The organism is Deinococcus metallilatus (assembly GCF_004758605.1).
In the GTDB taxonomy this organism is placed as follows: domain Bacteria; phylum Deinococcota; class Deinococci; order Deinococcales; family Deinococcaceae; genus Deinococcus; species Deinococcus metallilatus.
Genome location: NZ_CP038512.1, coordinates 85,733 through 109,624 on the forward strand (window position 1 = coordinate 85,733; position 23,892 = coordinate 109,624).

General features: G+C 69.4%; 28 protein-coding genes. 15 read left to right on the forward strand and 13 right to left on the reverse strand.

Annotated features, from left to right (window positions below):
• Window positions 1–18 precede the first annotated feature (18 nt).
• Both otsB and E5F05_RS06280 read right to left on the reverse strand, forming a co-directional pair.
• The gene (otsB, locus tag E5F05_RS06275) at window positions 19–735 is read right to left on the reverse strand and encodes a trehalose-phosphatase (RefSeq protein ID WP_129117775.1); all 717 of its coding nucleotides are present in this window, start codon (window positions 733–735) and stop codon (window positions 19–21) included.
• Complete coding sequence (locus E5F05_RS06280; protein ID WP_129117776.1) at window positions 732–2,105, reverse strand: alpha,alpha-trehalose-phosphate synthase (UDP-forming); 1,374 nt, start codon at window positions 2,103–2,105, stop codon at window positions 732–734. The genes otsB and E5F05_RS06280 overlap by 4 nt, the downstream gene beginning before the upstream one ends.
• A gap of 85 nt (window positions 2,106–2,190) precedes the next feature.
• Here E5F05_RS06280 and E5F05_RS21880 point away from each other — a divergent pair, with 85 nt between their 5' ends.
• The 3 genes from E5F05_RS21880 to E5F05_RS06290 are packed head-to-tail and all read left to right on the forward strand — an operon-like array spanning window position 2,191 to window position 4,467.
• A complete protein-coding gene (locus E5F05_RS21880; protein WP_260177131.1) occupies window positions 2,191–2,319 on the forward strand; it encodes a hypothetical protein in 129 nt (42 codons plus the stop codon).
• Window positions 2,319–3,581 (forward strand): A/G-specific adenine glycosylase, encoded by a 1,263-nt coding sequence (mutY, locus tag E5F05_RS06285; RefSeq protein WP_241687065.1) that lies wholly within the window; start codon window positions 2,319–2,321, stop codon window positions 3,579–3,581. Before E5F05_RS21880 ends, mutY begins: the two co-directional genes overlap by 1 nt.
• 55 nt (window positions 3,582–3,636) lie before the next feature.
• Window positions 3,637–4,467 carry an isoprenyl transferase gene (locus E5F05_RS06290; RefSeq protein ID WP_129117777.1) on the forward strand — a complete coding sequence of 277 codons (831 nt, stop codon included), beginning with the start codon at window positions 3,637–3,639 and terminating at the stop codon, window positions 4,465–4,467.
• Window positions 4,468–4,874: 407 nt separating this feature from the next.
• Here E5F05_RS06290 and E5F05_RS06295 read toward each other — a convergent pair whose 3' ends face one another.
• Window positions 4,875–5,894, reverse strand: a complete 1,020-nt coding sequence (locus E5F05_RS06295) for a hypothetical protein (RefSeq protein ID WP_129117778.1) — start codon at window positions 5,892–5,894, stop codon at window positions 4,875–4,877.
• Window positions 5,895–6,040: 146 nt separating this feature from the next.
• On the opposite strand from E5F05_RS06295, the gene E5F05_RS06300 reads away from it, so the two are divergent.
• The gene (locus E5F05_RS06300) at window positions 6,041–7,684 is read left to right on the forward strand and encodes an HRDC domain-containing protein (RefSeq protein WP_129117779.1); all 1,644 of its coding nucleotides are present in this window, start codon (window positions 6,041–6,043) and stop codon (window positions 7,682–7,684) included.
• A gap of 330 nt (window positions 7,685–8,014) precedes the next feature.
• Window positions 8,015–8,431 carry a YybH family protein gene (locus E5F05_RS06305; RefSeq protein ID WP_129117780.1) on the forward strand — a complete coding sequence of 139 codons (417 nt, stop codon included), beginning with the start codon at window positions 8,015–8,017 and terminating at the stop codon, window positions 8,429–8,431.
• Between the two features lie 378 nt (window positions 8,432–8,809).
• Here the strand turns inward: E5F05_RS06305 and E5F05_RS06310 are convergent, their stop codons facing one another.
• From E5F05_RS06310 to xseB, 7 genes are all read right to left on the reverse strand, one after another.
• Window positions 8,810–9,145 (reverse strand): NAD(P)H-dependent oxidoreductase subunit E, encoded by a 336-nt coding sequence (locus E5F05_RS06310; protein ID WP_129117781.1) that lies wholly within the window; start codon window positions 9,143–9,145, stop codon window positions 8,810–8,812.
• Between the two features lie 3 nt (window positions 9,146–9,148).
• Entirely contained in the window at window positions 9,149–9,970 is an 822-nt protein-coding gene (locus E5F05_RS06315; protein WP_129117782.1) for an ABC transporter ATP-binding protein, read from the reverse strand.
• On the reverse strand, window positions 9,963–10,955 hold the full coding sequence (locus E5F05_RS06320; protein ID WP_241687066.1) for a FecCD family ABC transporter permease: 993 nt from the start codon (window positions 10,953–10,955) through the stop codon (window positions 9,963–9,965). The genes E5F05_RS06315 and E5F05_RS06320 overlap by 8 nt, the downstream gene beginning before the upstream one ends.
• A gap of 38 nt (window positions 10,956–10,993) precedes the next feature.
• A complete protein-coding gene (locus E5F05_RS06325) occupies window positions 10,994–11,860 on the reverse strand; it encodes an ABC transporter substrate-binding protein (RefSeq protein ID WP_129117784.1) in 867 nt (288 codons plus the stop codon).
• Window positions 11,861–12,147: 287 nt separating this feature from the next.
• Window positions 12,148–12,882, reverse strand: coding sequence for an MBL fold metallo-hydrolase (locus E5F05_RS06330; protein ID WP_129117785.1), 735 nt, complete (start codon window positions 12,880–12,882; stop codon window positions 12,148–12,150).
• Window positions 12,883–12,990: 108 nt separating this feature from the next.
• Entirely contained in the window at window positions 12,991–13,623 is a 633-nt protein-coding gene (locus E5F05_RS06335; protein ID WP_129117786.1) for a lysophospholipid acyltransferase family protein, read from the reverse strand.
• A gap of 26 nt (window positions 13,624–13,649) precedes the next feature.
• Window positions 13,650–13,898, reverse strand: coding sequence for an exodeoxyribonuclease VII small subunit (gene xseB, locus E5F05_RS06340; protein ID WP_129117787.1), 249 nt, complete (start codon window positions 13,896–13,898; stop codon window positions 13,650–13,652).
• A 29-nt stretch (window positions 13,899–13,927) separates the two neighbouring features.
• Here xseB and E5F05_RS06345 point away from each other — a divergent pair, with 29 nt between their 5' ends.
• From E5F05_RS06345 to E5F05_RS06355, 3 genes are read left to right on the forward strand one after another with little or no spacing between them, the layout of a single operon-like run.
• Window positions 13,928–14,593, forward strand: coding sequence for a flavin reductase family protein (locus E5F05_RS06345; RefSeq protein ID WP_129117788.1), 666 nt, complete (start codon window positions 13,928–13,930; stop codon window positions 14,591–14,593).
• 59 nt (window positions 14,594–14,652) lie between these two features.
• Window positions 14,653–15,186 (forward strand): GNAT family N-acetyltransferase, encoded by a 534-nt coding sequence (locus E5F05_RS06350; protein ID WP_129117789.1) that lies wholly within the window; start codon window positions 14,653–14,655, stop codon window positions 15,184–15,186.
• Between the two features lie 4 nt (window positions 15,187–15,190).
• The gene (locus tag E5F05_RS06355; protein WP_129117790.1) at window positions 15,191–15,751 is read left to right on the forward strand and encodes a Uma2 family endonuclease; all 561 of its coding nucleotides are present in this window, start codon (window positions 15,191–15,193) and stop codon (window positions 15,749–15,751) included.
• A 4-nt stretch (window positions 15,752–15,755) separates the two neighbouring features.
• Here the strand turns inward: E5F05_RS06355 and E5F05_RS06360 are convergent, their stop codons facing one another.
• From E5F05_RS06360 to E5F05_RS06370, 3 genes are all read right to left on the reverse strand, one after another.
• Window positions 15,756–16,112: a DUF2089 domain-containing protein gene (locus E5F05_RS06360; protein WP_129117791.1), complete on the reverse strand. Its 357-nt coding sequence runs from the start codon at window positions 16,110–16,112 to the stop codon at window positions 15,756–15,758.
• Between the two features lie 64 nt (window positions 16,113–16,176).
• Window positions 16,177–16,809, reverse strand: coding sequence for a hypothetical protein (locus E5F05_RS06365; RefSeq protein WP_129117792.1), 633 nt, complete (start codon window positions 16,807–16,809; stop codon window positions 16,177–16,179).
• Window positions 16,806–17,675, reverse strand: a complete 870-nt coding sequence (locus E5F05_RS06370) for a DUF4097 family beta strand repeat-containing protein (RefSeq protein ID WP_129117793.1) — start codon at window positions 17,673–17,675, stop codon at window positions 16,806–16,808. The genes E5F05_RS06365 and E5F05_RS06370 overlap by 4 nt, the downstream gene beginning before the upstream one ends.
• 192 nt (window positions 17,676–17,867) lie before the next feature.
• On the opposite strand from E5F05_RS06370, the gene E5F05_RS06375 reads away from it, so the two are divergent.
• The 7 genes from E5F05_RS06375 to E5F05_RS06405 all read left to right on the forward strand — a co-directional run bounded on the left by E5F05_RS06375 (window position 17,868) and on the right by E5F05_RS06405 (window position 23,886).
• Entirely contained in the window at window positions 17,868–19,271 is a 1,404-nt protein-coding gene (locus tag E5F05_RS06375) for an RNB domain-containing ribonuclease (protein WP_129117794.1), read from the forward strand.
• A gap of 274 nt (window positions 19,272–19,545) precedes the next feature.
• Complete coding sequence (locus E5F05_RS06380; RefSeq protein ID WP_129117795.1) at window positions 19,546–19,806, forward strand: hypothetical protein; 261 nt, start codon at window positions 19,546–19,548, stop codon at window positions 19,804–19,806.
• Window positions 19,807–19,913: 107 nt separating this feature from the next.
• Window positions 19,914–21,023, forward strand: a complete 1,110-nt coding sequence (locus tag E5F05_RS06385) for an agmatine deiminase family protein (RefSeq protein WP_129117796.1) — start codon at window positions 19,914–19,916, stop codon at window positions 21,021–21,023.
• A complete protein-coding gene (locus E5F05_RS06390) occupies window positions 21,008–22,186 on the forward strand; it encodes a GNAT family N-acetyltransferase (protein WP_129117797.1) in 1,179 nt (392 codons plus the stop codon). The genes E5F05_RS06385 and E5F05_RS06390 overlap by 16 nt, the downstream gene beginning before the upstream one ends.
• Window positions 22,183–23,067, forward strand: a complete 885-nt coding sequence (gene aguB, locus E5F05_RS06395) for an N-carbamoylputrescine amidase (protein ID WP_129117798.1) — start codon at window positions 22,183–22,185, stop codon at window positions 23,065–23,067. The genes E5F05_RS06390 and aguB overlap by 4 nt, the downstream gene beginning before the upstream one ends.
• 67 nt (window positions 23,068–23,134) lie before the next feature.
• Window positions 23,135–23,443: a DUF4258 domain-containing protein gene (locus tag E5F05_RS06400; RefSeq protein ID WP_129117799.1), complete on the forward strand. Its 309-nt coding sequence runs from the start codon at window positions 23,135–23,137 to the stop codon at window positions 23,441–23,443.
• 11 nt (window positions 23,444–23,454) lie between these two features.
• A complete protein-coding gene (locus E5F05_RS06405) occupies window positions 23,455–23,886 on the forward strand; it encodes a helix-turn-helix domain-containing protein (protein ID WP_129117800.1) in 432 nt (143 codons plus the stop codon).
• Window positions 23,887–23,892 lie beyond the last annotated feature (6 nt).

Sequence of the window (23,892 nt, forward strand, 5' to 3'; positions counted from 1 at the left end):
TCGTTAGGACAGGGTGGGTCAGGCGGGCGTGTCGGCCCAGGCCTCCAGCAGCGCCACCACCTCCGCCGGGCTGGCAATCCGGTACTCCGCCGCCGTCGCCCCCTCCCCGACCTTGACCGTCACGCCTCCCTGCCCCCGCAACGCCACGAAGCCCTCCTCGTCGGTCACGTCGTCGCCGAGGAAGACGGGGAGGTGCAGGGGAAAGGTCAGGGCGAGTTGCTGCGCCGCGCGGCCCTTCCCGAACCCGGCGGGCCGGAACTCGCGGATCTTCTTTCCGGCGATCACCTCCCACCCCTCGGGCAGGGGGACGGCGGCCAGGGCGGCCTCCACGTTCGCCTGCTGCGCTTCGGGCACCGCGCGGTAGTGGACGGCGAGGGTCCAGCGCTTGTCCTCCAGCCATAGGCCGGGCACGTCGGGAAGCTGCGCGGCAATGAAGCGCAGGGCCTCCTCGTTAGGGGGTCTGATCTCCTCGCCGGGCCATTCCATGCCGTGCAGGCCGATCACGGGCAGGTCGGGGAGGTTCAGGAAGGCGTGAACTTGTTCCGCGCGGCGGCCCGTCACGATGGCCGCATGGTGGGCGGGATGGGCGGTCAGGCGCCGCAGGGCCTCGCGGGCGCCGGGTTGTGGGAAGGCGTCTTCGGGACGATGGACGATGGGTGCGAGGGTACCGTCGTAGTCGCAGATGACCAGCAGGGGACGGTCCCCCAGCGTGTGCAGTTCGGGCGGGAGCGTCATGTCGCCGCCAGTTCCTGAATGAAGCCTTCCGCCCAGGCGTGCAGGTCGCTCTGCTTCAGGCGCTCGCGCAGGCGTTGCAATCGGGCCTTTTTCTCATCGAGGGGCATCTGGAGGGCTTCGAGCAAGGTCCCCGCCAGCCCGTCCACGTTGTAGGGGTTCACCTGGAGGGCTTCGGGCATCTCGTCGGCGGCCCCGGCGAAGCGCGAGAGGATCAGCACGCCGTCACGCGAGGAGGCCGCGAACTCCTTGGCGACCAGGTTCAGCCCGTCGCGCAGGGGCGTCACCAGCATCACGTCGGCGGCGCGGTAGTGGGCGACCAGTTCCTCGCGGGACACGCCGCGGTAGATGTACTGGACGGGGGACCAGCCGTCACGGGTGTGCTTGCCGTTGATGCGCCCCACCAGGCCCTCCACCTGTGCACGCAGTTGCCGGTAGGACTCCACCCGCTCGCGGCTGGGAACGGCGATCTGGAGGAGCGTCACGCGCCCCCGCGCCTCGGGATGCCGGTCCAGAAAGGCGTCGAAGGCTTCCAGGCGCTCGGGAATGCCCTTGGTGTAGTCGAGGCGGTCCACACCCAGCAGAATCTGGGTCTGCAAGGTTCGCCGGATGCGGTCGGCCTCCTCTTCCACCTCGGGGCTGGTGGCCAGCTCCTCGAACGTCTCCACCTCGATGCCGATAGGCCGGGCCACCATGCGCGAGATGTGGTCTTGCCAGCGCACCGTGTCGCCCTCCGTCTCCGCACCCAGCACCCGCTCGCAGGCGATCTGGAAGTAGCGCACGTAATCTTGGGTGTGCATCCCGATCAGGTCCGCACCCAGCAGGCCATCCAGAAGTTCGCGGTCCCAGGGCAGGGTGCGGAACACCTCGGCGGACGGCCAGGGGATGTGCCAGAAGAAGCCGATGCGGGCGTGGGGCAGCGCCTCGCGGATCATGCGGGGCACCAGGGCGAGCTGGTAGTCGTGGACCCAGATCAGGTCGCCTTCGCGGTAGCTCTCCACGGCGGCCTTGGCGAAGCGGCGATTCACATTCACGTAGGCGCGCCAGGTGGCGGTCTGGTACTTGGTCCGCCCGATGAAGTAGTGGCTCATCGGCCACAGGGCGCGGTTCGAGAAGCCGTAGTAGAAATCGCGCACCTCGGCCTCGCTCAGCCGCAGGCGCTTGAGGCGGTAGCGCGGCGCGTCCTGGGGAAGATCGACCTCTGATATCTCGGGCAATTCCTCGCCCCAGGCGATCCAGGTGCCGCCCGCGTGTTGCAGCGCGGGGTCGAGCGCGGCGGTCAGGCCACCGATGGACGGCACCCAGCGCAGCTCTCCGTCCTCGCCGCGCTTCGGGGCGTACGGCTCGCGGTTGGAAATGATGATCAGGCCCATAGCCCTCCTTTCACGCTGCGGCGGACAGTCCGGGGAGCATACCACCGCCGCCCGGCAGTCCGGGCGAGATCAGGCCTTGTTCCCCATGTACGCCCCCGCGTTCCCGCTGACCAGCGCGCCCATCCCCTACAGCGAGGTGATCAGCCTGGCCTACTGGGTGCTGGCCCGCCTGATCGCCAAGTTGGAACTCTTTCCCGGCTGGAGGCTCTACTGATGAGCGAGGACCGTTTCTTCACGCCGCGTGAGATCGCCGCCCTCACCTTCGTGGTGCTGGCCTTGGTGATCAGCGTCAGCTCTTACCGCATCGGCTTCTGGATGTCGGGGGGCAGCGGCGGCTCGGCGATGGCCGCCCAGCGGACGCTCCGGGCCGGGGCGTCCGTTTGCCCTGGCCTGGCAAAAGACACGGTCGGGGCGCGCTGCCCCCGCTACACTCGCGCGGTGACGCTTTCCTCCACCGACCTGCCTGCCGTGCGGGCCGCGCTGCTGGCCTGGTTTGACCGCTCGGGCCGTGCTCTGCCCTGGCGAGTAGGACCAGAAGGCAGACGCGATCCCTACCGCGTGTGGGTGTCGGAAGTGCTGCTCCAGCAGACGCAGGTGAGCCGGGGGCGGGTGTACTTCGAGCGGTTTCTCGAAGCCTTCCCGACGGTGCAGGCCCTGGCCGACGCGCCCATCGAGGCCGTGCTGAAGGCGTGGGAGGGCTGCGGCTACTACGCCCGGGCCAGAAATCTGCACAAGGCGGCGGGCGTGCTGGCTCGGGAAGGGATTCCGGCAAGCTACGAAGGCTGGCGGGCGCTGCCGGGCGTCGGGCCGTACACGGCGGCGGCGGTGGCGAGCCTTGCCTGCGGGGAAGCGCGGGCGGTGAACGACGGGAACGTGCGCCGGGTGCTGGCACGGCTGCACGGTGAGCGGCAGCCGACCGAAACCTGGGTGCAGGCGCGGGCGGACGAACTGCTCGACCCATCCCGCCCCGGTGCCTTCAATGAGGGCGTGATGGACCTGGGCGCAACGGTCTGCACGCCGAAAGCGCCTAAGTGCGGCGAGTGCCCGGTGTGGGCGTGGTGCGCGGCGTTCGCGTCGGGCGATCCGGCGGCCTTCCCGGCGCCGAAGGTGCGCGCGGCGGTGCGGGACGTGCGGGCGGTCGCGCTGCTGCTCGGAGACGCGCGGGAGGCCGTGCTGGAACGCCGCCAGGGCACGCTGCTGGGCGGCCTGATGGGCCTGCCGACCGAGGTGGTGGCGGACGGCGAAACCGAACGGGATGCACTGACCCGGCTGGCGACCCGGCTCGGCGCGAGCGTGACGGGCGAACTGGGGACCGTGACGCACGGCATGACGCACCGCCGCATCACCCTGACGGTCTATGCCGGGGTGGGCGGCCCGGCCCGTTCCCCCGTGGCCGAGGCGGCCCTGTCCCGCCTGGACCATAAAGCTCTCGCGCTCTGGGAAAGACGGCGGGCGTCCCTGTTTGCCCCGGCCTGAGTGCCCCTTTCGGTGGAAGCACGTTTCCCAACCAGGCGGTAAACTGACCCGCGTTATGAGCCGTGAACCCCTGAAGGTCGCCGTCCGCACCGCGAAGAAGACGCGGGACGCGGCGCGCGGCGCCCTGCTGTGGGGCTACGAGCAACGCCTGGGGCGCGCCGTCAAGGCCCACGGCAGGATGCCCCGCCACCTGGGCCTGATTCTGGACGGCAACCGCCGCTTTGCCCGCGCGGCCGGGATGGAACGCGAGATGGGCTACGAGTTCGGCATCGACAAGGCGCACGAGGTCCTCCAGTGGTGCCTGGAACTGGGCATCCCCGCCGTGACCATCTGGGTGCTGTCCACCGACAACATCACCCGTGACCCCGAAGAGGTGCGGCACCTGATGGGCCTCTTCGACCGCGAGGCGCGCAACCTCGCCCGCGATCCGCGCATTCACGGCAACCGCGTACGGGTCCGGGCCATCGGGCAGCACCAGGAGTTCCCCGGCAACGTGCTCGAAGCCCTGCGCGAACTGGAGGAAAAGACCGCCGACTATGACGGCATGCTGCTGAATATCGCGGTGGGCTACGGGGGCCGCGAGGAGATCGTGGACGCCGTGAAACAGCACCTCTCGGAGCAGGCGGCGGCGGGCAAGGCGCTGGAGGACGTGATCGCCGCGCTGGAGCCGGAGCACATCAGCGCGCACCTCTACACGGCGGGCACCCCCGACCCCGACTTCATCATCCGCACCAGCGGCGAGATTCGCCTCAGCGGCTTCATGCTGTGGCAGAGCGTCTATTCCGAGTACTACTTCTGCGACGTGTACTGGCCGGGCTTCCGACGGGTGGACTTCCTGCGCGCCCTGCGCGACTTCCAGGGGCGGGAACGGCGGTTCGGGAAGTAAGGACGGAGCGAGGAGGGACGCGCGGAGGTATGGCACCCATTGAGGCGGCGGTGCCGCGCGGCCTGACCTCACCGACTACGAGGTGGACGCGGCTTAGAGCCTGTTTCAGAAGGATCCTCATTGAAGGTAGGGTGCGCTGGGATGCCCGGCCTGTTCACCCCCTCCCAGCCTCCCCCCTCAAGGGGGAGGAGCAAAAAACGTCTCTCTATCACGTCTCTGAGAAGTCCTGCCTGACTTTTGAAACAGGCTCTTACGGGGCCTGCTCACCCCTGCCTGCTCTCAGGAACGGGGCTGATACCGCCGGTCACCCGCCGTCCAGGCCCTTGTTGAGGCGCTGCGCTCCAGACAGGGCAGGGCGGAGGTCCGGCTCTCCAGGCTGCCCGCCCGACCTCTGCCCTTTCCTGGTGTCAGCGGCCCTGCATGCTGACGTTCTGATTCAGGCGCAGCAGCATCTGCGTCTGCGAGCCGTCCGGTTCGGTCATGGTCAGGCGCATCCGCATGGTCTGCGTCCCAGTTTGTCCGGCGGGCAGCCCGTCGGGTCGGTAGAGGCTCTGGCCGCTTTCCGTCAGGTCCAGCAGTTCCAGCTTGAGGTGCATCGGCTCGGTCTGGTCGCCCAGTTCGATAGTCCAGGCGCCCGCGGTGCTGCTCGTGTCGAACACGCGCTGGCCACCCGCGTTCATGCCCCGGTAGGTGATGGTGGTCCGGACGGTGAGCGGCGTCGCCTTCAGGTTGCTGAAAGGATTTCCCCCGCCCATGCTGGCGGCCATAGCCCCGAACATGCTGCCCAGCAACGCCTGCGCGTCCACCGTCCGGGTCTGCGTCCGGGGTTGCCCGACCGTGAAGGTCTGGCCGTACAGGTCGGTCAGATTGCCGCCCTGATTCGCCTGGGCTTGCAGCACGTCGGGGGGAAGGGCCTGAAGAGCGGCCTGAACGGTGGGGTTATCGCTCTCCACGCGCGTGATCCGGGTCCTGCCGTCCGGCGCGACCGTCTGCGTGAGGCGGAGACTGATGGGCGGCTGTCCCGGCACGCTGGTCACCACGCTGGTCAGCAGGGTCACCGTTCCGTCCGCCGCGCGGTCCTGCACCTTGTAGAGGGTCCTGATCGACGGCACCGCGGCCGCCCCGCTGCTGAGCCCCTTCTGGATGTCGGCGCGCAGCCTGGCGACCTCGGCGGCGCTGGCGGGCTGGCCGCCAGGTTTGGTGACCTGCACGTCCTCCAGCGTGAGCTGGGTTTTGACGTTGGCGGTCAGTTCGACCGTCGTCCCCGGCTGCGCGGTCAGGCGCAGGGTGGTGGTCGCGGCCGTACCGGGTGCGGCCCTCGGTGCCGCGGTGGATGGAGGTGGTGTGGCGGGAATCGCCGGGATGGAAGTCTGGGCAGTGGCAGCCGGGGCGGCGAGCAGCAGGGCAGTCAGCAGCAGCGGTTTCATATAGGGAACGGTACGCGGAGCGTGGGGCCAGGGTTTCTGCGGGGAGCCGAACCCTCAGCTTTGATAAAGACCACGGGGCGGGGCGGGCCAGCCCTGATTCCAGCCTGTGGCCGACTCGGCGCAGAGGGTGCGGCACAATGGGACGCATGACCGACCCCTCTGACCTTGTCCGTCCCGACCTGCGCCCGGATGCCCGGCTGGTGGCCCTGCACGCCGAGCGAGGCGACCCCCATCGGCGGCTGGCCGCTGCCCTGGCCGCGCTGGAGGGCGCCGACTGGGGCCTGACGCTGGCGGGCGAGGCGGCCCTGGCAGGACAACTGGCGGCCCTGCTGGGACCCGGCGTGCTGCGGGTGGACGAGCGGCTGGGCGTGAACCGCGCCGCGCTTGCCGGGCACGGCCTGGCCGCCGCGACGCTGGACGCCGACTGGACCGGCGCGCGGGCCGTGTGGCTGGCCGAACCCGACGAACGGCTGCTGCGCCGGGCCGAGCGGGCGGGCGTGCCGGTGATCGTGGACGGCACCCTCGCGCCGGGGGGCGGCTGGTTCACGCGCGGCGTGGCCTCCGTGGTGTACCGCGACGGCGTGACCCTGACCGGCTTCGGGGACACGCCGCTCGCGCTGCTGTTCGGCCAGGGCCGCGCGCCGACACCCGCCGCGCCCTCCCCCGCCGACCTGACGGTGGCGCTGGCCCTGCGCGACGTGGCGACGCTGCCCCTGCGGCTGGCGCGCGCCGCCCGCACCGTCATGCAGCTCGCCGGGCAACTCGGCGGCGGCGCGCTCCCCTTCGGCCCGACCGCGCTGCTGCTCCCGCCGGACGCCGCGCCCGACACGTCCTGGCGGCCCGGCGGCGTGCTGGCCGCGACCCGCAGTGTGGAGGGCGGGGTGATCCTGACCCCTGGCCTTCAGGACGCGGAGACGGCGCTGGCCCTGCTGCGGGCGGGGGCGGCGGAACCGGTGACGGCCCCCCTCCCCCTGGTCCACGATCTGCACGAGCTGGAGGAAGCGGAGGCCACCGGAGAACCCGACTTCCCCCCGGCTGCTGGCCCGGCCCCCCAGGCGTCCCGCGACCTGCGCCCGCCCCGCCGCGAAGGCCGCCCCGACCGCGCGGAACGGGGAAGCCGCCCGCCCGCACCGCTCCCCGACCTGCCCCGCCCGGATGTGGCGGCCCCGGAGACGCCGGAACCCCTCGCCCGCGTGACCTTCGAGGTCCCCGAGGAAGCAACCGTCGCCCCCGACCCCGCCCAGCAGCCCCCGCACGAGGAGGAGGCCTGGACGCCCGAAATCGTGTTCAGCGACTCGGCGCCCGACGCCCACGCCGCCCTGCCGACGCCCATCAGCGGCGGGCCGGATGCACCGGAGCTGGACGTGACGCCGCCCCTCGCGTCCGCTGAGGAACCGGCCGGGGAAGAAGTCCCGGCTCCCGAACCTCAGCCCGAGCCGGAGGCCACGCCAGAGCCCCAGACCACAGAGGCCCAGCCCGCCGAACCCGCGCCCCCCGCGCTCGCCCTCACGCCCGACCTGCCCAGCACCTCCGGCGAGGGCGGCGCGCTCGACCCCGCCGCCGACCTCACCGACGAGCAGGCCGCCATCTACGCCCGCCTGCGCGAGTGGCGCAACGCCGAGGCCAAACGCCAGGAGGTCAGCCGCTTCATCATCGCCAGCAACGCCACCCTGGCCGAGATCGCCCGCCGCGTCCCCTACACCGAGGCCGACCTCAAGGCCGTGCGCGGCATGGGGCCGGAGCGGCTGCGGAAATACGGCGAAAAGATTCTGGACGTGGTGCGGGGGTAGGGGAGGGGACGGTCAGCACTCACCCGGGAGACGAGGCGGCCTGAGCAATGCCTCTCAGAGGGTGTTTCAAAAGGGGACTCATCAGAGACGGAGCGCGCCGGGAGGGCGTGCCGGTCCCCCCCTCCCAACCTCTGCTTCGCAGCTTTGCAAGTCGCACGCAAGGGGGGGGGAGCAAAAAGCGTGTCTCCATCGTGTGCCCAAGAAGTCCCTCTCGACTTTTAAAACACCCTCTCAGTCAAGTCCCTGCCTGGTGTGCTTCTCTTGTCCTTCAGCAAAATATCAATCCGCTGTTTGCCTTATGGCGTAATCATCCTGTACGATAGGGACACCATGACGAGTCCAGAGCGGGTGCTAGAAGCCTATAAGGCCGCCGTGTACGCGAAGGACGTTGATGCGTTCATGTCCCTGTACGACGAGGACGTGCAGGTTTTCGACATGTGGGGCACGTGGTCGTACGACGGGGCCGCCGCCTGGCGCGGCATGGTGACGGACTGGTTCGCGTCGCTGGGTACCGAGCGGGTGGTCGTGGACATGGAGGAGGTGCAGACGATCCTGACAGGCGAGGTCGCGGTCGCCCATGCATTTGTTACCTACCGGGGGGTGTCCACCGAGGGCCAGGCCTTGCGCGCCATGCAAAACCGGCTAACCTGCGTGCTCAAGCAAAAAGGCGGGACGTGGAAGATCGTCCATGAACACAGCTCGGCCCCCGCCGATTTCGAGACGTCAAAGGTCATTCTCCAGCGTTGACGCTGTGGGTTGACGGCAGGAGCGTCAAGCAAAAACCCCCAGCCGAAGCTGGGGCTTTGCCTTTGGGCGAGCTGGGGACGCGGCGAGAGCGCACGAGAGGCTTAGGTCAGTGGGGGTAGATCAGTCGGATGATCTCCACCAAGAGCTTGACCACGAGCAGGACAGCGGAAACTGCCCCCGCCCAGGCCGCCACACGTTTCGGCGTCAGCGGTTGCCGACGTTTGCGTTTCGTGGTACGCTTCTTGTGCTTCGTAGAGATTCACCACCTTTCAGTGGCCCCAGTGTTCCTAGCACTGGGGTTTCCCCTTTCTGGGAAATGGCCTCCACGTTCCCGCTTGTCATGCAACCCGTCCGCAGGCAAAGGCAGTCTAGCGATTTTCAGGGTCCGTACTTCCGGTCTTCCGGCAACTCCGCCTCCTCATAGACGGCCTGCGCGACCTTCGCGGCCAGGGGGAAATCGACGGCGGCGTACCAGCCTTCTTCCAGTTCGCCGCCCCGGTGACGGTACACGCACAGCGCCGGGCCGGAGCTGCACGCGCCCAGGCAGCCGCTCTCGGTGAGGCGTAGAGTCCCGCCCTGCTTGTAGTAGGCGAGGGAGGTCCGTTCCAGGTGGTTCCAGAGCGCCTTGTACAGCAGCACTGACCCGCGCGCCTGGCAGTTCTGGCCCTGACAGATCAGGAGGTGACCCCGGGTAGGAAAGAATTTCGGCGGCATCCGTCAGTCCTCCGGAATCACGAGCAGGCGGCCGGTATCGCGCAGCACCCGGGCGCGCAGGCCATAGGCGGCGTGCAGGTGCGCCGGGGTCAGGACTTCCTCGGGCGTGCCCTGCGCCAGCACGCGGCCCTGATGGAGCAGCAGCAGGCGGTCGGCGCGGGCGGCCAGGTTGAGGTCGTGCAGCACGGCCACAACGCCCAGGCCCCCGGCGGCCTCGCAGCGGACGTGGCGGATCACGTCGAGCTGGTAGGCGAGGTCGAGGTGGTTGGTCGGCTCGTCCAGCAGCAGGAAGCGGGGCTGCGCGGCCAGCGCCCGGGCCAGACTGACCCGCTGGCGTTCGCCGCCGCTGAGGTCCGTCACACGCCGTTCCCCAAAGCGCAGGGTATCGGTGCGGGTCAGGGCATCGGTGACGGCGTCCTCGTCGGCCTGCGTCCAGGGGCGGGTGGGAATCAGGCCCCATTTCCACTCGCCTGCGCCGCGTCCCAGCGCCACCACGTCCCGCACGCGGGCATCCGGCGGCAGCGCCTCCCCCTGTGCCAGATAAGCCAGCGTCCGGGCACGTTCGGAGCGCGGCCACGCGCGCAGCGGACGCCCGCTGAGCCGCACCTCCCCCGCTTCCGGCACGCTCAGGCCCAGCAGCGCCCGCAGCAGGGTACTTTTCCCCGCCCCGTTCGGCCCGATCACGGCGGCAAACTGCCCGGTGCGGAACGCAGCACTCACTCCCTGCACGGCGGGAAAACTCCCGGCGCGGACATACAGAGCATGCGCCTCCAGCGTGCCCACTGCTGACGGCTGAGGGCTGACGGCTGAAAGCTCCCTACTCATGCCGTTCCCGCCGCAGCAACCACAGAAAAAACGGTCCCCCCAGCAGCGTCGTGACCACCCCGACCTGCGAGAGCAGGGTGGTCCGTGCCAGCAGGTCGGCCAGCACGAGGAGCGCCCCGCCCAGCAGCGCCGAGACGGGCAGCAGGACGCGGTGGTTCGCGCCCCAGGCCAGCCGGACGACGTGCGGCACGATCAGTCCCACAAAGCCGATAATCCCCACGTAGGCGACGGCGGCGGCGGTGGCGATGCTCGCGGCGATCACCACCAGCAGCCGCAGCCGCTCCACGGGGACGCCCAGGCTGCGCGCCGTCAGGTCACCGAGTTGCAGCGTGTCCAGCGCCCGCCCGAGCGCGATCAGCACGCCGCAGCCGACAGCGGCATACGGCAGCACTGTCCCCACGTCCCGCCACCCGCTGAAGCCCAGATCGCCCAGCGTGTAGGCCAGCACCTCCCGCGCCCGGTCCTCACCGCGCAGGATCAGGAAGGTGGAAAAGGCGCTCAGCACGCTCCCCACCACCACCCCCGCCAGGATCAGGCGCGTGGGCGGGAACCGCCGTCCTTCCCGCGCCAGGCCGAGCGTCACGCTGACGGCCACCAGCGCGGCGGCCAGCGCCGCCAGCGGAATACTCCCGCGCGGCCACCCCGCCACGATCCCGACGGTCGCGCCCAGCCCCGCCCCGCTCGCCACCCCCAGCAGGTAGGGGTCCGCCAGCGGGTTGCGAAAGACACCCTGAAAGGCTCCCCCGCACACCGCCAGGCAGGCCCCGACCACCACGCCCATCACCACGCGCGGCAGGCGAATCTGCCACACGATCACGTCGTTTCCGGCCAGTTCGGCCCTGCTCAGGCCGCGCCACAGCGCCCCCAGCACCTCGCCGGGCGCAATGGTCACGCTGCCCAGCCCCACCGCCAGCACGATGACCGCCAGCAGCAGGACCACCAGCGCGGCCGTGCGGCCCAGGCGGCGCGGCCCTGGCCGGGCCATGAGGCGCCCCTCTTGCTCCAGGCTCATCGCGGCACGGCTCAGCGGAAGAGTTCGGGGTGGATGAGCCGCGCCAGTCCCCGGAGCGCCTGCGGCAGACGCGGACCGGGGCGGCCCAGGATGGTGTTCAGGTCCTTCGGGATGGGCAGCACCCGCCCGGTCTTCACCGCCTGGATGCTGTTCCAGCCCGGGCGGCTGCGCGCCGTCCCCAGGTCCAGGCCCAGCATCAGCTCCGGGTTGGCCTTCACGACGAACTCGGGGTCCACCTTCGGGAAGTCACCCAGGCTGGCGGGGATGATGTTGCGCGCGCCTGCCTTGGTCAGCAGCACCCCCATGAAGGAGTTCGGCCCGATGGAGTACGGCGTGGGGTCGATCTCGAAGTAGGTGGTGGGCTTCCGGACGGCGTTTTTGGTCAGGATCTCGACCCGGGCGATGTCGCGCTTCATGTTCAGGACGAGGGTTTTCGCCTGCGCCTCGCGGTTCACGACCTTGCCCAGCAGCAGGGTCTTGCTGAACACGTCGTCGTAAGTCTCGGGGTTCACGGCCAGCACGGGAATCCCTGCCTGGGTCAGCGGCCCCGCCAGCTTGCCGTACTTGCTGACGATCACCAGATCGGGCCTCAGGGCCACCATCGCCTCGACATTTGGATTGTAGAGGCCGCCCACCTTCGGCAGCCGCGTGACCTGCGCCGGAAAATCGCTGAACTCGTCCACGCCGACGAGCCGGTCGCAGACGCCCAGGGCGCACAGCGTCTCGGTATCGCTGGGCAGCACGCTCACGATCCGCTTCGGTTCCGAGCGCAGCGTGACCTGGCGGCCCAGGTCGTCGGTGAGGGTCAGGGGGTAGGTGGTCGCGCCCGCCGCGCCAGCGGTCAGGGTCAGCGTGGTGAGGGTCAGGAGCTTGTGCATGAAAATCCTCCTTCCCTCACGGAAAAGGCCGCCCGGGTGGGGCGGCGGCGGGAGCGTCCAGACAGCCGCGCGGGGCGCGCGGGCCGGGCGGTTCCTCCATTCCGCGAGAGGTCAGGCCACCGGCCGCCTGCTCGGGCGGGCCGGAACGGGGCAGGTGTTCGGACTTTCCGCCTCGGGAGGCGGTCACCGTTGCGCGACAGTGCCGGACTTTCGCCGGTCTTTCCCCACGCCGTCCCGGCCACTATAGCCCCCGCGCGGGAGGAGCACGGTGACGGACGCCCGGGGATTCAGTGGCCCAGGCCCCCGGCCAGCCGCGTCAGTTGCCCGGCGGCGTCCTCCCTCACTGCGCCGCCGTGGTAGGTCAGCACTGTGGTCACGGGCAACTCCGCCAGCTTCCGCACGCTGTTCAGCGCCTCGGGCAGGTCAGGCGTCGCCCGCTCCAGCGGCCCACGGAGCTGCCCGTCTTCGCTCGTCAGGGCGTCTCCGGCGATCAGCACGCCGTCCTGCTCGACGAACAGGCTGAGATGCCCCACGGTATGGCCCGGCGTGGCGACAACCCTCACGCCACCCGCGAGGTCCAGCCGTTCGCCGTCGTGCAGCGCGCGGTCCACCCTGGCCCGGGGTGGGTTGTTGAAGAGGGCGACCATTTCGGGGGGCAGGCTGGACACCATCTGCGGTGAGGGCTGCTTCTGGCCGGGCCTGTCCCCCTGGACATAGGGCATCTCCGCTTCGAGGGCGAGGACCTGCGCGCCCGACGCGGCCACGACGGCGGGCAGCGAGCCGATGTGGTCGAGGTCATGGTGGGTCACGATGACCCGCTTCAGATCACGCCAGCCCAGCCCCAGGGCCTCAAGAGCCGCGCCGAAGGCACCCTCCCTTCCGGGAAGACCGGCGTCCACGAGGGAAGCGCCCCGCCTCTCATCCAGGATCAGCGCCGGAAAGATCGTCGTCGGAGCGCCCAGGAGTGAGGCCTCGATGGGGAGGGCGTAGACGTGTTCGCTGATTCGGAGGGGCGCGGCCATACCGCTCAGGCTAATCCAGGCCCGCCGCTTAAGGGAAAACGCTTCCTGAGCGTGGCCCGGGGCGGGACTGAAGAGAAGGAGGCTGCCGGGGATGGGCCATTCGCGGCCTCAGTTCCCCGGCCGCTCCCCCACCGGTCCCGCGAGTTCGGTCAGGCGCTCGCCGATGGCGGCGGTCAGCGCCTTGATCCCCCCGGTCGGCGCCATCGGCTCCCCGAAGCGCACGATCCAGCGCCGACCCTCGCGGCTGAGGCCGACGGGCAGCACCGGGGCCTTGCCTTTCAGGGCCAGCAGCGCCACGCCGCCCTGCATCTCGCCGCCGCCGCGCGTGCCCTCGGGGAAGATGCCCAGCGTGCCGCCCGCTTGCAGGATGCGGAGGCTGGTTCGCACGGCCCCCAGGTCGTTCGCCTGCCGGTCCACCGGAAAGGAACCGCCCGCGCGGATGATGTGGCCGATGACGGGCACGAACAGTTCCTTTTTGGCCATGAATTGCAGGTGGCGGCCCGGCGGCAGGCTGCGCGCGATCAGGAAGGGATCGAGGTTGGTGCGGTGGTTCCCGGCCACGATCAGCGGTGTGCCGGGCGGCGGGACGTGTTCGCGGCCATGCACCTCGATGCGCTGACCCCGCAGGAACACGGGCAACGTCGTGAAGAACACGACCGCGCGGTACACCCAGGGAATGACGGGAGGGGCGCTGGCCGCTTCAGCCGGGGCGGTGGCGGCGGGAGGACGGGCATCGCTCATGAGGTGAGGATACGCCGCCCCCGGTGTCAGGCCTCCTGATCCGCGTCCAGCCCGGGGTCCTCCTCGCTGTCTTCCTCGGCCTCCGCCCAGCCCCCCGCCAGCACGGCGCGCACGGCCTCGATCCGTTCGCGGCAGGCGGCGTAGGCGGCGCGGGCCTCTTCGAGCAGCGGCAGCACGCGGTCGAGGTCCGCTTCCCCGCTTTCCAGCTCGGCGGCGATCCGCGAGAGCCGCGCGTAGGCCTCGCGGTACGTCAGGGAGGTGGGGACGTCCGGCACGCCCAGAGGATAGCGCCGTACCCTGAAGCGTGACTGCTCCTGCCTCTTTTCGGCACTTCGACTTCAGCGCCCTCAGCGCCGCCGACCGTTACAAGCTGGTGACCGGGGTGGTGGTGCCGCGCCCGATTGCCTGGGTGACCACCCGGGGCGCGGACGGCCACGTCAACCTCGCGCCCTTTTCCTTCTTCGGCCTGATGGGGTCCGACCCGGCGGTGGTGGCCTTCGCCCCCGGCGACCGGGCCGACGGCACGCCGAAGGACACCGCCCTCAACCTCGTGGCGGGCGGCGAGTTCACGGTGAATCTGGTCAGCGCGGACCTCGCGCCTTTGATGAACGCGACCGCCACCGATTTTCCGCACGGCATGGCGGAGCCGGACACGCTGGGTGTGGTGCTCCTCCCCGGGATCAGCGTCCATGTGCCGCGTGTGGCAGCCAGTCCCGCCGCCCTCGAATGCCGCGAAGTGCAGACCGTTCTGATCGGCCGCACCCGCGTCATTCTGGGCGAGGTGCTGGGCCTGACCCTGCGCGAAGACGCCCTGCTGGACGAGGCCCGCCGCCACGTGAACACCGCCGCCCTCGATCTGGTGGGGCGGATGGGGGGGCGGGGCACGTACACGCACACGCGGGACACCTTCACGATTGACCGGGTGAGCTACGCGGAGTGGCAGGCGGGGGAGGCAGAGAAGATGGAGTGAGGGAGGCGGGACGTGGTCCAGGCCTTTTCCCGCGCCCTGCTTCCCACGTACCCTGAAACATGGCCCCGCCCTTCACCCTCCGCCCCGCCACTCCCCCCGACGCGCCCGCCCTCGCCCACGTTCATACCGCGAGCTGGCGCGAGACGTACACGGGGTTGCTGCCGCAGGAGTTCCTGGCGGGGATGACGGACGACGCAGCCCGCGAGCGGCGGCAGCGCATGTGGGAGGTCCTCGCCGCCGACCCGTCCCAGATCGTCCTCGTCACGCAACAGGACGGCGAGGTGGTCGCTTTTGCCTCGGGCGGCCCCGCGCGTGACCATCCGGGCGTGGACGCGGAACTGTACACCCTCTACGCCCTGAAATCCGCCCACGGACAGGGCCTCGGGCGGGCACTGCTGCACGCGCTGGCGCGGGAGTTGCACTTGGGGGGCGCGAACAGTCTGGCCCTGTGGGTGCTGGATCAAAACCCGACCCGCCAGTGGTACGCGCGGCAAGGCGCTCGTGAGGCGGGGGAGAAGACCCAGCCCCTCCCCGCTGGCGGCGAATTGCGCGAAGTGCGGATGGTCTGGGACAACCTCGCGCAGCTACGATAGAGGCATGAGCGACCCCGCCCCCCAAGCCATGAGCGTGGAGGAGTACCTGCGGACGGAGGAGAAAAGCCCCTACAAGCGCGAGTATGTCGGCGGGTTCGTCTACCCACTGCACGCCCAGGCGGGGGCCAGCGAGCCGCATGTCCTGATCTGCATGAACATCGCTGGGACCCTCTACGCCGACGCCATGCGCGCCGGATGCCGCCTTTACCAGAACGACATGAAGCTCCGGGTCGAAGATAGCGCCTCCTTCTTTTACCCGGACGTGATGCTCGTCTGCGACCAGAACGACAACGACCGATACGCCAAGACCTCCCCCTGCCTGCTGGTGGAAGTCCTCTCGGAAAGCACCGCCTCGCATGAGCGCTTCGGCAAGTACGGCGTCTACACCGCCATTCCCTCTCTCCAGACCTACCTGATCGTGGAGCAGAAGGAACGGCGGGTGTACGCCTACAGTCGGCAGGAAGGCGGGTGGCAATTGCAGGAGCTGATCGGCAGCGGCAGCATCGAAGTGCCCTGTCTGAACCGCCGTCTCACACTGGACGAGATTTACCTGGGCGTTCTCTGAACAGCTACCGCCGCAGCTTGCGTGCCGCCTCGTCCGGCGTGATCTCGCCGCGTTCCAGGCGTTCGAGCACTTCTGCCTGGGGGTCCGCGAGTTCGGGTTCATAGCCGATGGCGCGCAGCAGCATGTCGAAGCGGGCGCGGACGGTGGGATAACTGACGCCCAGCACCCGTTCGACTTCCTTCAGGTTGCCGCGCACGCGGATGTACAGCCGCAGGAATTCCAGGTTCTCAGGGGTCAGGGTGGCGAATTCGTTCAGCTCGAAGACGCCGCGCACGGTCACGCCGCTGGTCGGAAAACGCAGTTCAGTCACCAGCGGGGCTTCCGTCTCGTCAGGGAAGGGGAGGGGGAGAGGTCTGGGCATAAGTCAGGGTACGCGGGACGCGGCGCATGGTGGGGCTTTTCCTGCGCGCCGCGTCCCGCCTCCTTCATTTCAGACTGATCCGCACGCTGTTTCCCGAGCTGTCCTCGGCGTCGATCAGGTCGCCGGGGGGTGGCCCGGCCTCGATCAGGAGTTGCAGCGCCTCAATGCTGAGGCCCGCGCGTTCCAGCGCCTCGCGGCCGTGCGGCGGAATCAGCCGGTCCAGGTGCGGCGCGAGGCTGACGGGGAGGTTGGCGGTATACTCGTCGCCGCTGCTGGACTCGACCTCGACGCGCAGGATGCGGGCCGAAGCGGGGCGGGAGGCGGAGCGGGGAGGGGCACCGTCAAAGGCGCGGTCCACGCTGTCGGTGATACGGTCAACCATACCGTCGATGCCTCCAGTCAGGCGTTCCACCAGGCCGTCCACGCCCTGAACGTGGCGTCCTCCCACCACCACCCGCGGGATGCGGGGCGCCGAGGGCGGCTGGGGCACGTCGCGCACGCCGCGCAGCAGCAGCAGATGCTCGGCCACCTGCCCGGTGTCCATGTCCTCGCGGGCGAGCAGGGACGCCACGAGTTCGCGGTCGCTGTCGGTCAGGGCGAGGCGGGGGTTCAGGGCGGCCAGCAGCGGCCCGGCGTCTTCCAGGCTCAGGCGGCCCGCCCGCACCAGGTCGAGGAGGCGTTTGACTTTCTCTTTCATCCGGCCACCACCTTGACCTGGCCCGCGGCCACGCGGCACGAGAGGCGGGCGTCACCGCTGCCGAGCTGTCCACTGTGCCGTGTGTTGATGAAGCCCCCGCTCTTGTGGGTGGGAAAGTCGGCCTTGAAGGCCCCCACCGTCACGTCGGCGTCCAGTTGGACATTGCTGCCGGGCAGCAGGTGCAGCGTGGCGCTTCCGGCGTTCACTTCCAGGCGGTGGTCCCCCTGCGTGAGTTGCCCGGCCCAGCGGAGATTCCCGCCGTTCACGCTGGCATTCAGGCTGGCCGCCTGGGTCAGGGTGAGGTTGCCGCCATTCACGCTCAGGTGCGCAGGGCCGCGAATGACGGCCGCGTTCAGGTTCCCGCCGTTCACGTCCGCTTGCAGGCTCCCGGCGCTGCCCATCCGAAGATTCCCGCCGTTCACATCGGCCCGCATCTCGCCGCCCAGGTCCGGGAGGGTGAGGCTGCCGCCTTCCACCTGCGCGGCGACATTCCGGGGCACGAAGGGCACGCTGAGGATCGCCTTGAGCAGCGAGTGGTTGCCTTGCAGCGGGTGCGTGCGGGCCACCCGCCAGCCGTCCGGCGTGGCCGTCAGGCTCAGCTCACCCTCGCGGTTGGCGCTGAGCTGGGGCTGCGCCGTCGCCGGGTCATGAATCACCGTGAGGCTGTACCCGCTGACCTTCAGCACCAGGTCGGGGGGCGTGTCGCCGGAGTCGGCCGCCGTCTGAAGCACCGGCAGATCAGCGGGCGCGGCGGTTTCCTGTTCGGTCCCCTCCAGCAGTCCGGCCGCTTCCTCGGGGGTGAGTTTGCCTTCGGCCACCAGACGGTCCACCTGGGCACGGAAGCTCTCGTCAACGTGTTCATTCATGTGCTCCTCCTCTGACGAAATAGAAACATAGAAATATCAGACTGTCAACCCTGGCTTTCGTCTTAATGAAGGGGGAGGGCGAGGTAGGCTGCTGTAAGGGCCTTTCGGGGCTTCACCTCGCCCTCCCGAGCAGGAGATAGAAATCTCAACTTTCCAATCGTCGGGAAGGGGAGGGCCGCGTATCCTCGGGGCATGACTGTCCCTTCTTCCGCCCTTCCCGAACTGACGCCCGCGCAGCGTACGGAGGTGGAACTGGTCGCCCGCGGCAAACAGGAGAAATCCCGCACCCTGCGCGACCTGGCCCAGCCCGAGACGCCCGAGGCCGCGCACGCGCTGCTGCTGCGCCTGGGCCTGTGGGACGAGGCCCGGACGCCCTACGCCGACCGTCTGGGCGCAACCCTCCAGCCCGTGACCCTGGAGGTCTCTGACTTTCCCGAGGAGGAACGCCTGGACCTGACGCACCTTGACTCTTACGCCATCGACGACGAGGGCAACCGCGACCCCGACGACGCGGTGGGCATCGAGGCGCTGGACGGCGGCCTGACGCGCCTGTGGGTGCATGTGGCGGACGTGGCGGCCCTCGCCCCGGCGGGCAGCCCCCTGGACGAGGAGGCCCGCTCGCGCGGCGCGACCCTCTACCTGCCCGACCGGACCATCGGGATGCTCCCCGACGCGCTGGTGGAACGCACCGGCCTGGGCCTGACGGAAATCACCCCGGCCCTCTCCATCTCGCTCGATCTGAACGAGGAAGGCAACGCGGAGGCGGTGGACGTGCAACTGACGAGGGTCCGCGTCACGCGCCTCACCTACACCCAGGCGCAGGAACGGCTGGAGGCGGGCGAGGAACCCTTCGTCACGCTGGCCCGCCTGGCCCGTGCCAGCCGCGAACTGCGTGAGGCGGAGGGTGCCCTCTCCATCGACCTCCCCGAAGTGAGGGTGAAGGCCGACGCTGGGGGCGCGACCGTCACCCCCCTCCCCAAGCCCGAGATGCGCGCGGTGGTGCAGGAGTGCATGACGCTGGCCGGGTGGGCCGCCGCGATCTACGCCGACGACCACGGCCTGCCTCTGCCCTTCGCCACCCAGGACGCGCCCACGCGGGACGTGCAGGGCGATACCCTGGGCGCGCACTGGGCGCGGCGCAAGACGCTGGCCCGCACCCGCTTTCAGCCCGCGCCGGGGCCGCATCACGGCATGGGCCTGGACCTCTACGCGCAGGCGACCAGCCCGATGCGGCGGTATCTGGACCTGGTGGTGCATCAGCAGTTGCGGGCGCACCTGACGGGGGCTGAACCGCTGAGCGGCAAGGCGGTGGCCGCCCGCGTCGCCCAGGCCCAGATGAACGCCGACACCACCCGCCAGGCCGAACGCCTCAGCCGCAAGCACCACACCCTGCGTTTCGTGGCTGCCCAGCCGGAGCGCGAGTGGGACGCGGTGGTGGTGGAAAGGCGCGGCCCGCAGGCGACGCTGCTGATCCCCGACCTGGCCCTCGACCTGCCGCTCAGCACACCCGTCCCGGTAGGCACGGCGCTCAAGGTGCGGCTGACGGACGTGAACCTGCCTGCGCTCACGGTGCGGGCGCGGGTGGTGGGGGGGTAAGGAGGAAGCTCTCAGCGGTCAGCACAGAACTGCTGCCGTCCCAGAGTGGCGTATTTGGGGTGTTTTAAGGGCAGCCTGCGGCAGCTACCCCCTCCCAAGCTCCCCCACCAGGAGGGAGGGGCAAAAGACTCACGCCCCTTCTTGTTCCCGGCTCAGAGGTGTCCGCTGACCCGCCCCCACAAGCCACCAGCAACCCATCACACGCCCGCGGCCCTCGCCAGAATCCGCTTCACCTTGCATTCATGTGCGGCCCAGCCTGTTTACACTCAGGGCCATGAACGGCGTGCCGACCGACATCGTGTCCCTCAGGATGAGTCACTGCCGAGCCGAACACGCTGCGTCCGGAGCGCAGTATCACCTGGCCGTGCTGTACTACCGCGAATGTCTGGAAGCGGCCGAGCGCCGCGAGGACTGCCGCGCGGTCGAGTTTTTCGCGCTGAAACTCGCGGGCTGCTACGAGCAGATGGGCCTGTTCGAAAAAGCCGCCCACTTCCGCGCCCTGGCAGGCTCAGGTGAGCTGCCGCTGCTCGGCTGAGGGCAGCTCCCGCTTCCGGTTAAGACAGAATCATCAAACTTGAGGGCTGTGCCCGGCTGCTTCGCCCCGGAGCGCCCGTCACCTTCGCCCCGCGCCGGGGTGCGACAATGCGCCCCGTGACCGACGCCGCGCCTCTGCACCTCCTCCCCACCGCCCCCACCCCACGCGAGCTGGGCTTCGCGATGCCCCCCGAATGGGCCGAGCACCAGGCGACCTGGATGAGCTGGCCCGCGGACGACGAGCTGTGGTTCGGCCACCTGGCAGGCGTGCGGGACGAGTTCGCGCAGCTCGTGCGGACCATCGCCCGCTTCGAGCCGGTGCATCTGCTCGTCCGCGACGAGGAAAGCGAACAGGACGCCCGCTCGCGGCTCTCGGGCGCGAACGTCACCTATCACCGCGTCCCGCTGGACGACGTATGGATTCGGGACAACGGCCCGATGTTCATCACGCAGGGCCAGCCCACCCCCCACGCCCCCCTTTCCCTCGTCAACTGGCGCTTCAACGCCTGGGGCGGCAAGTTCCACTGGGAGCAGGATGACCGCGTGCCCGAGTACGTCGCCGGATGGCTGAACCTGCCCCACTGGGACCGCCCGGAGGTGCTGGAAGGCGGCGGCCTGGAGGTGAACGGCGCGGGCGTGGGCCTCACCACCCGCTCCTGCTTCCTGAGCAAGGCGCGCAACCCCGGCCTGAGCGAAGAGGACTACGCGGCGCTGCTGCGGGGGGCGCTGGGCGTGGACAAACTGCTGTGGCTGGACGGCGGCCTGGAGAACGACCACACCGACGGGCACATCGACACCATCACCCGCTTCGTGGACCCCCGGACCATCGTGACCAGCGTGGCCGAGGACCCGAACGACGCGAATTACCCGGTGATGCAGAAGAACCTGGCCGACCTGCGCGCGATGACCGACCTGAACGGCGACCCCTTCCGCATCGTGGAACTGCCGCTGCCCGCCAAGAGGCTGGAGGGTGCGGAGGGCCGCCTCCCGCCCACCTACGCGAACTTTTACATCGGGAACGGCTTCGTGGTCGTGCCGCAATACGGCGACCCGAACGACGCCCGCGCGCTGGAGGTGCTGCGCCCCCTCTTCCCCGGCCGCGAGGTGATCGGCCTGAGGAGCCGCGCGATCATCGAGGGCGGCGGCTCCTTCCACTGCATGACGCAGCAGCAGCCGGTCGGGCAGCCCTGGACAGGAGAGGCGTGGAAGGGCCAGTAATCTGGCTGGGCGACGGGTACGAGGCCCGCCCGCTCACACTGGAAGCCTACCGCGACGCCTGTGCCCGGCTGGAAGGCCGCATCTTCGGCGGCAACTGGGGCTACGCCTTTGACCGGCCCGTGAAGTCGCCGCTCCCTCTGGGCGAAACCTTCCAGTGGGGCCTCTACCACGGCGACGACCTGATCGGCTGGCACCACGCCCACCAGCAAGGCGAGCGGACGGTCTACATGGCCGACACCGGAATATTGCCCGAACACCAGGGGCGCGGCCTCTATTCGCGCCTGCTGCCGCACGTGGTGGAGGTGTACCGGCAGGCGGGCTATACGTTGGTGCAGAGCCACCACCGCGCCACCAACAACCGCGTCATCATCCCCAAGCTGCGCGCGGGCTTCTTCCTTCAAGGCCTGAACCTCTACGAGGGTGGCCTGAACGTGGCGCTCACGCTGAGTCTGGACGACACGTACCGGGAGGCGATGCACGTCCGCAGCGGTTTCCGGCAGGCGGTGGGGGAGACGGCGCGGCGGCTGGGGCTGAACCTGGGGCCGGGGGAGGAGAGGGAGAAGGCGGCGCCCTGCGTGCCGATGCCAGAATTGCCGGACACCGAAGCCTTCGACCTGGGGGGCGGCTATACCGCGCACCCCGTCCCATACAAGGTGTACTGGGCGACCTACAAACAGTTGGAAGACGTCGCCTACCAGTCCGTGTCCTTCGACTGGCAGGGCGCGCCGACCGCCTCCGGCCCCACCGCGCCGTCCTGGGCCTGGCTGATCGCGCGGGAGGGCGAGGTGGTGGGCTGGTCCGCCGCCCGCGCCTGGAACGAGCGCACCGTCTACATGAGCAACACGGCCTTTTTGCCACAGCACCGGGGCAAAGGGCTGTATACGCGCCTGCTGCCGCACTTGCTGGACACCTTCCAGCGTGAGGGCTATCCGCTCGTCCGCAGTCACCACCACGTCACGAACAACGCCGTGATTGTGCCCAAGCTGCGCGCGGGGTTTCGTATCCAGGGCCTGCAAACCGACGAACACGGCGTGATGGCGGTCCTGATTCATGCCTTTGACCCCGTGTACCGTGACTACATGGACGCCCGCAGCGGCCTGACTCGCCCACGCGGCGAGGTGGCCCGCCGCCTGGGCCTGCATTTGAGGGAGGATGAGGCATGACTCGAAACGTGAAGCTCGCCGTCGTGCAGATGCACGTGACCGACCAGCTCGAAGACAACGTGAGCCGCGCCGAGGCCTTTGTGCGTGACGCTGCCCGGCAGGGTGCGCAGATCATCCTGCTGCCCGAACTCTTCGAGAACCTGTACTTCTGCCAGGTGGAGCGCGAGGACTATTTCGCACTGGCGCACCCCATCGAGGGGCACCCCTTTATCGGGCGGTTCCAGAACCTCGCGCGGGAATACGGCGTGGTGCTGCCCCTCTCGTACTTCGAGCGGGCGGGGCAGGCGCATTACAACTCGCTGGTGTGCATCGACGCGGACGGCAATCTGCTGGGCAACTACCGCAAGACCCACATCCCCGACGGCCCCGGCTACGAGGAGAAGTATTACTTCAATCCCGGTGACACCGGCTTCAAGGTCTGGCCGACCCGCTACGGGCGCGTGGGCGTGGGCATCTGCTGGGACCAGTGGTATCCCGAGACGGCCCGCGCGCTGATGCTCCAGGGGGCCGATTTCCTGCTGTACCCCACCGCCATCGGCTCCGAACCCGCCGAGGTCGAAAGCCCCAACAGCCACCAGATGTGGCAGCGCGCGATGCAGGGCCACGCCGTCAGCAACTCGACCTACGTCGGCGCCGCCAACCGCATCGGCACCGAGGTGGTGGGCGACGTGACCCAGACGTACTACGGCCACTCCTTCATCTGCGACTACACCGGCGAAATCGTGGCCGAGTTCGGGGAGACGGAGGAAGGCGCCCTGATGCACGACCTGAATCTGGCCGAGGCCCGCAAGTTCCGCGCCGGGATGGGCTTTTTCCGCGACCGCCGCCCGGAACTGTACGGCCCGCTGCTGACGACGGACGGGGTGACGCGGCGGGGGTGAGAGACTCAAGACCAGGCGGGGCATCCCCCTCAACGACGGCAGTTAGCTTTTGTGCTAATATCTGGCCGTGACTCCGGGCTTCGATTTCAGCACGTCAGAAGTGCTGGAGTGGGAACTCGACGCTATCTGGACGGCGCTCGACGAGGACCGTCTGATCTTCAGCCGCCACGCCCGCGAGGAACTGAGCCTTGACGCCCTAACCCTGGATGATGTTCTGGACGCCATCAACTTTCCCGATGAGGTCAGCAAGGACCTCCCCGGCGGCTCGCGCGCACCGGGTCTGAACTTCGACCGACACTTGGGCCGCGTCCGTCTGCGCGCCAAGGTTGGCTGGCGAGATGACGTCTACATCGTCGTCACGGTGATGGCGAACTGAAAGGAGACTCCATGCCCATCCAGTCCACCACCTATCAGACCCAGCAGCGCGGCGTGCGAATCACCGTCACCGGCGTACCGACGACCTTTAGTGACGACGGGGAAGAACTGGGCTTCGACCTGAAGGTGATGCGCCAACTGGACGCCTTGGTGCAGGAGGCGCTGGCGCAGGCACCGGAAGGCGGCGCGGTCGAACTCGCCTACGCCGAAACGGTGCCGCCGCCTGATCCGGTCAGCCTGGAACTGCGGCGGGCGCTGCGGCTGCGAAAGATGAGCGGCGCGCAGGTGGCTCAGCAGCTCGGCGTCACGCCTCCGGTCGTCTCCCGCTGGCTCAGCCCCGACTATCACGCGCACGGCATGGAAACGCTGCGGCGCATTGCCGATGCCCTGGACATGGACGTGGAAGTGAAGCTCAAACCCAGGGAACGCAAAGCGGCCTCGTAGCTGCGG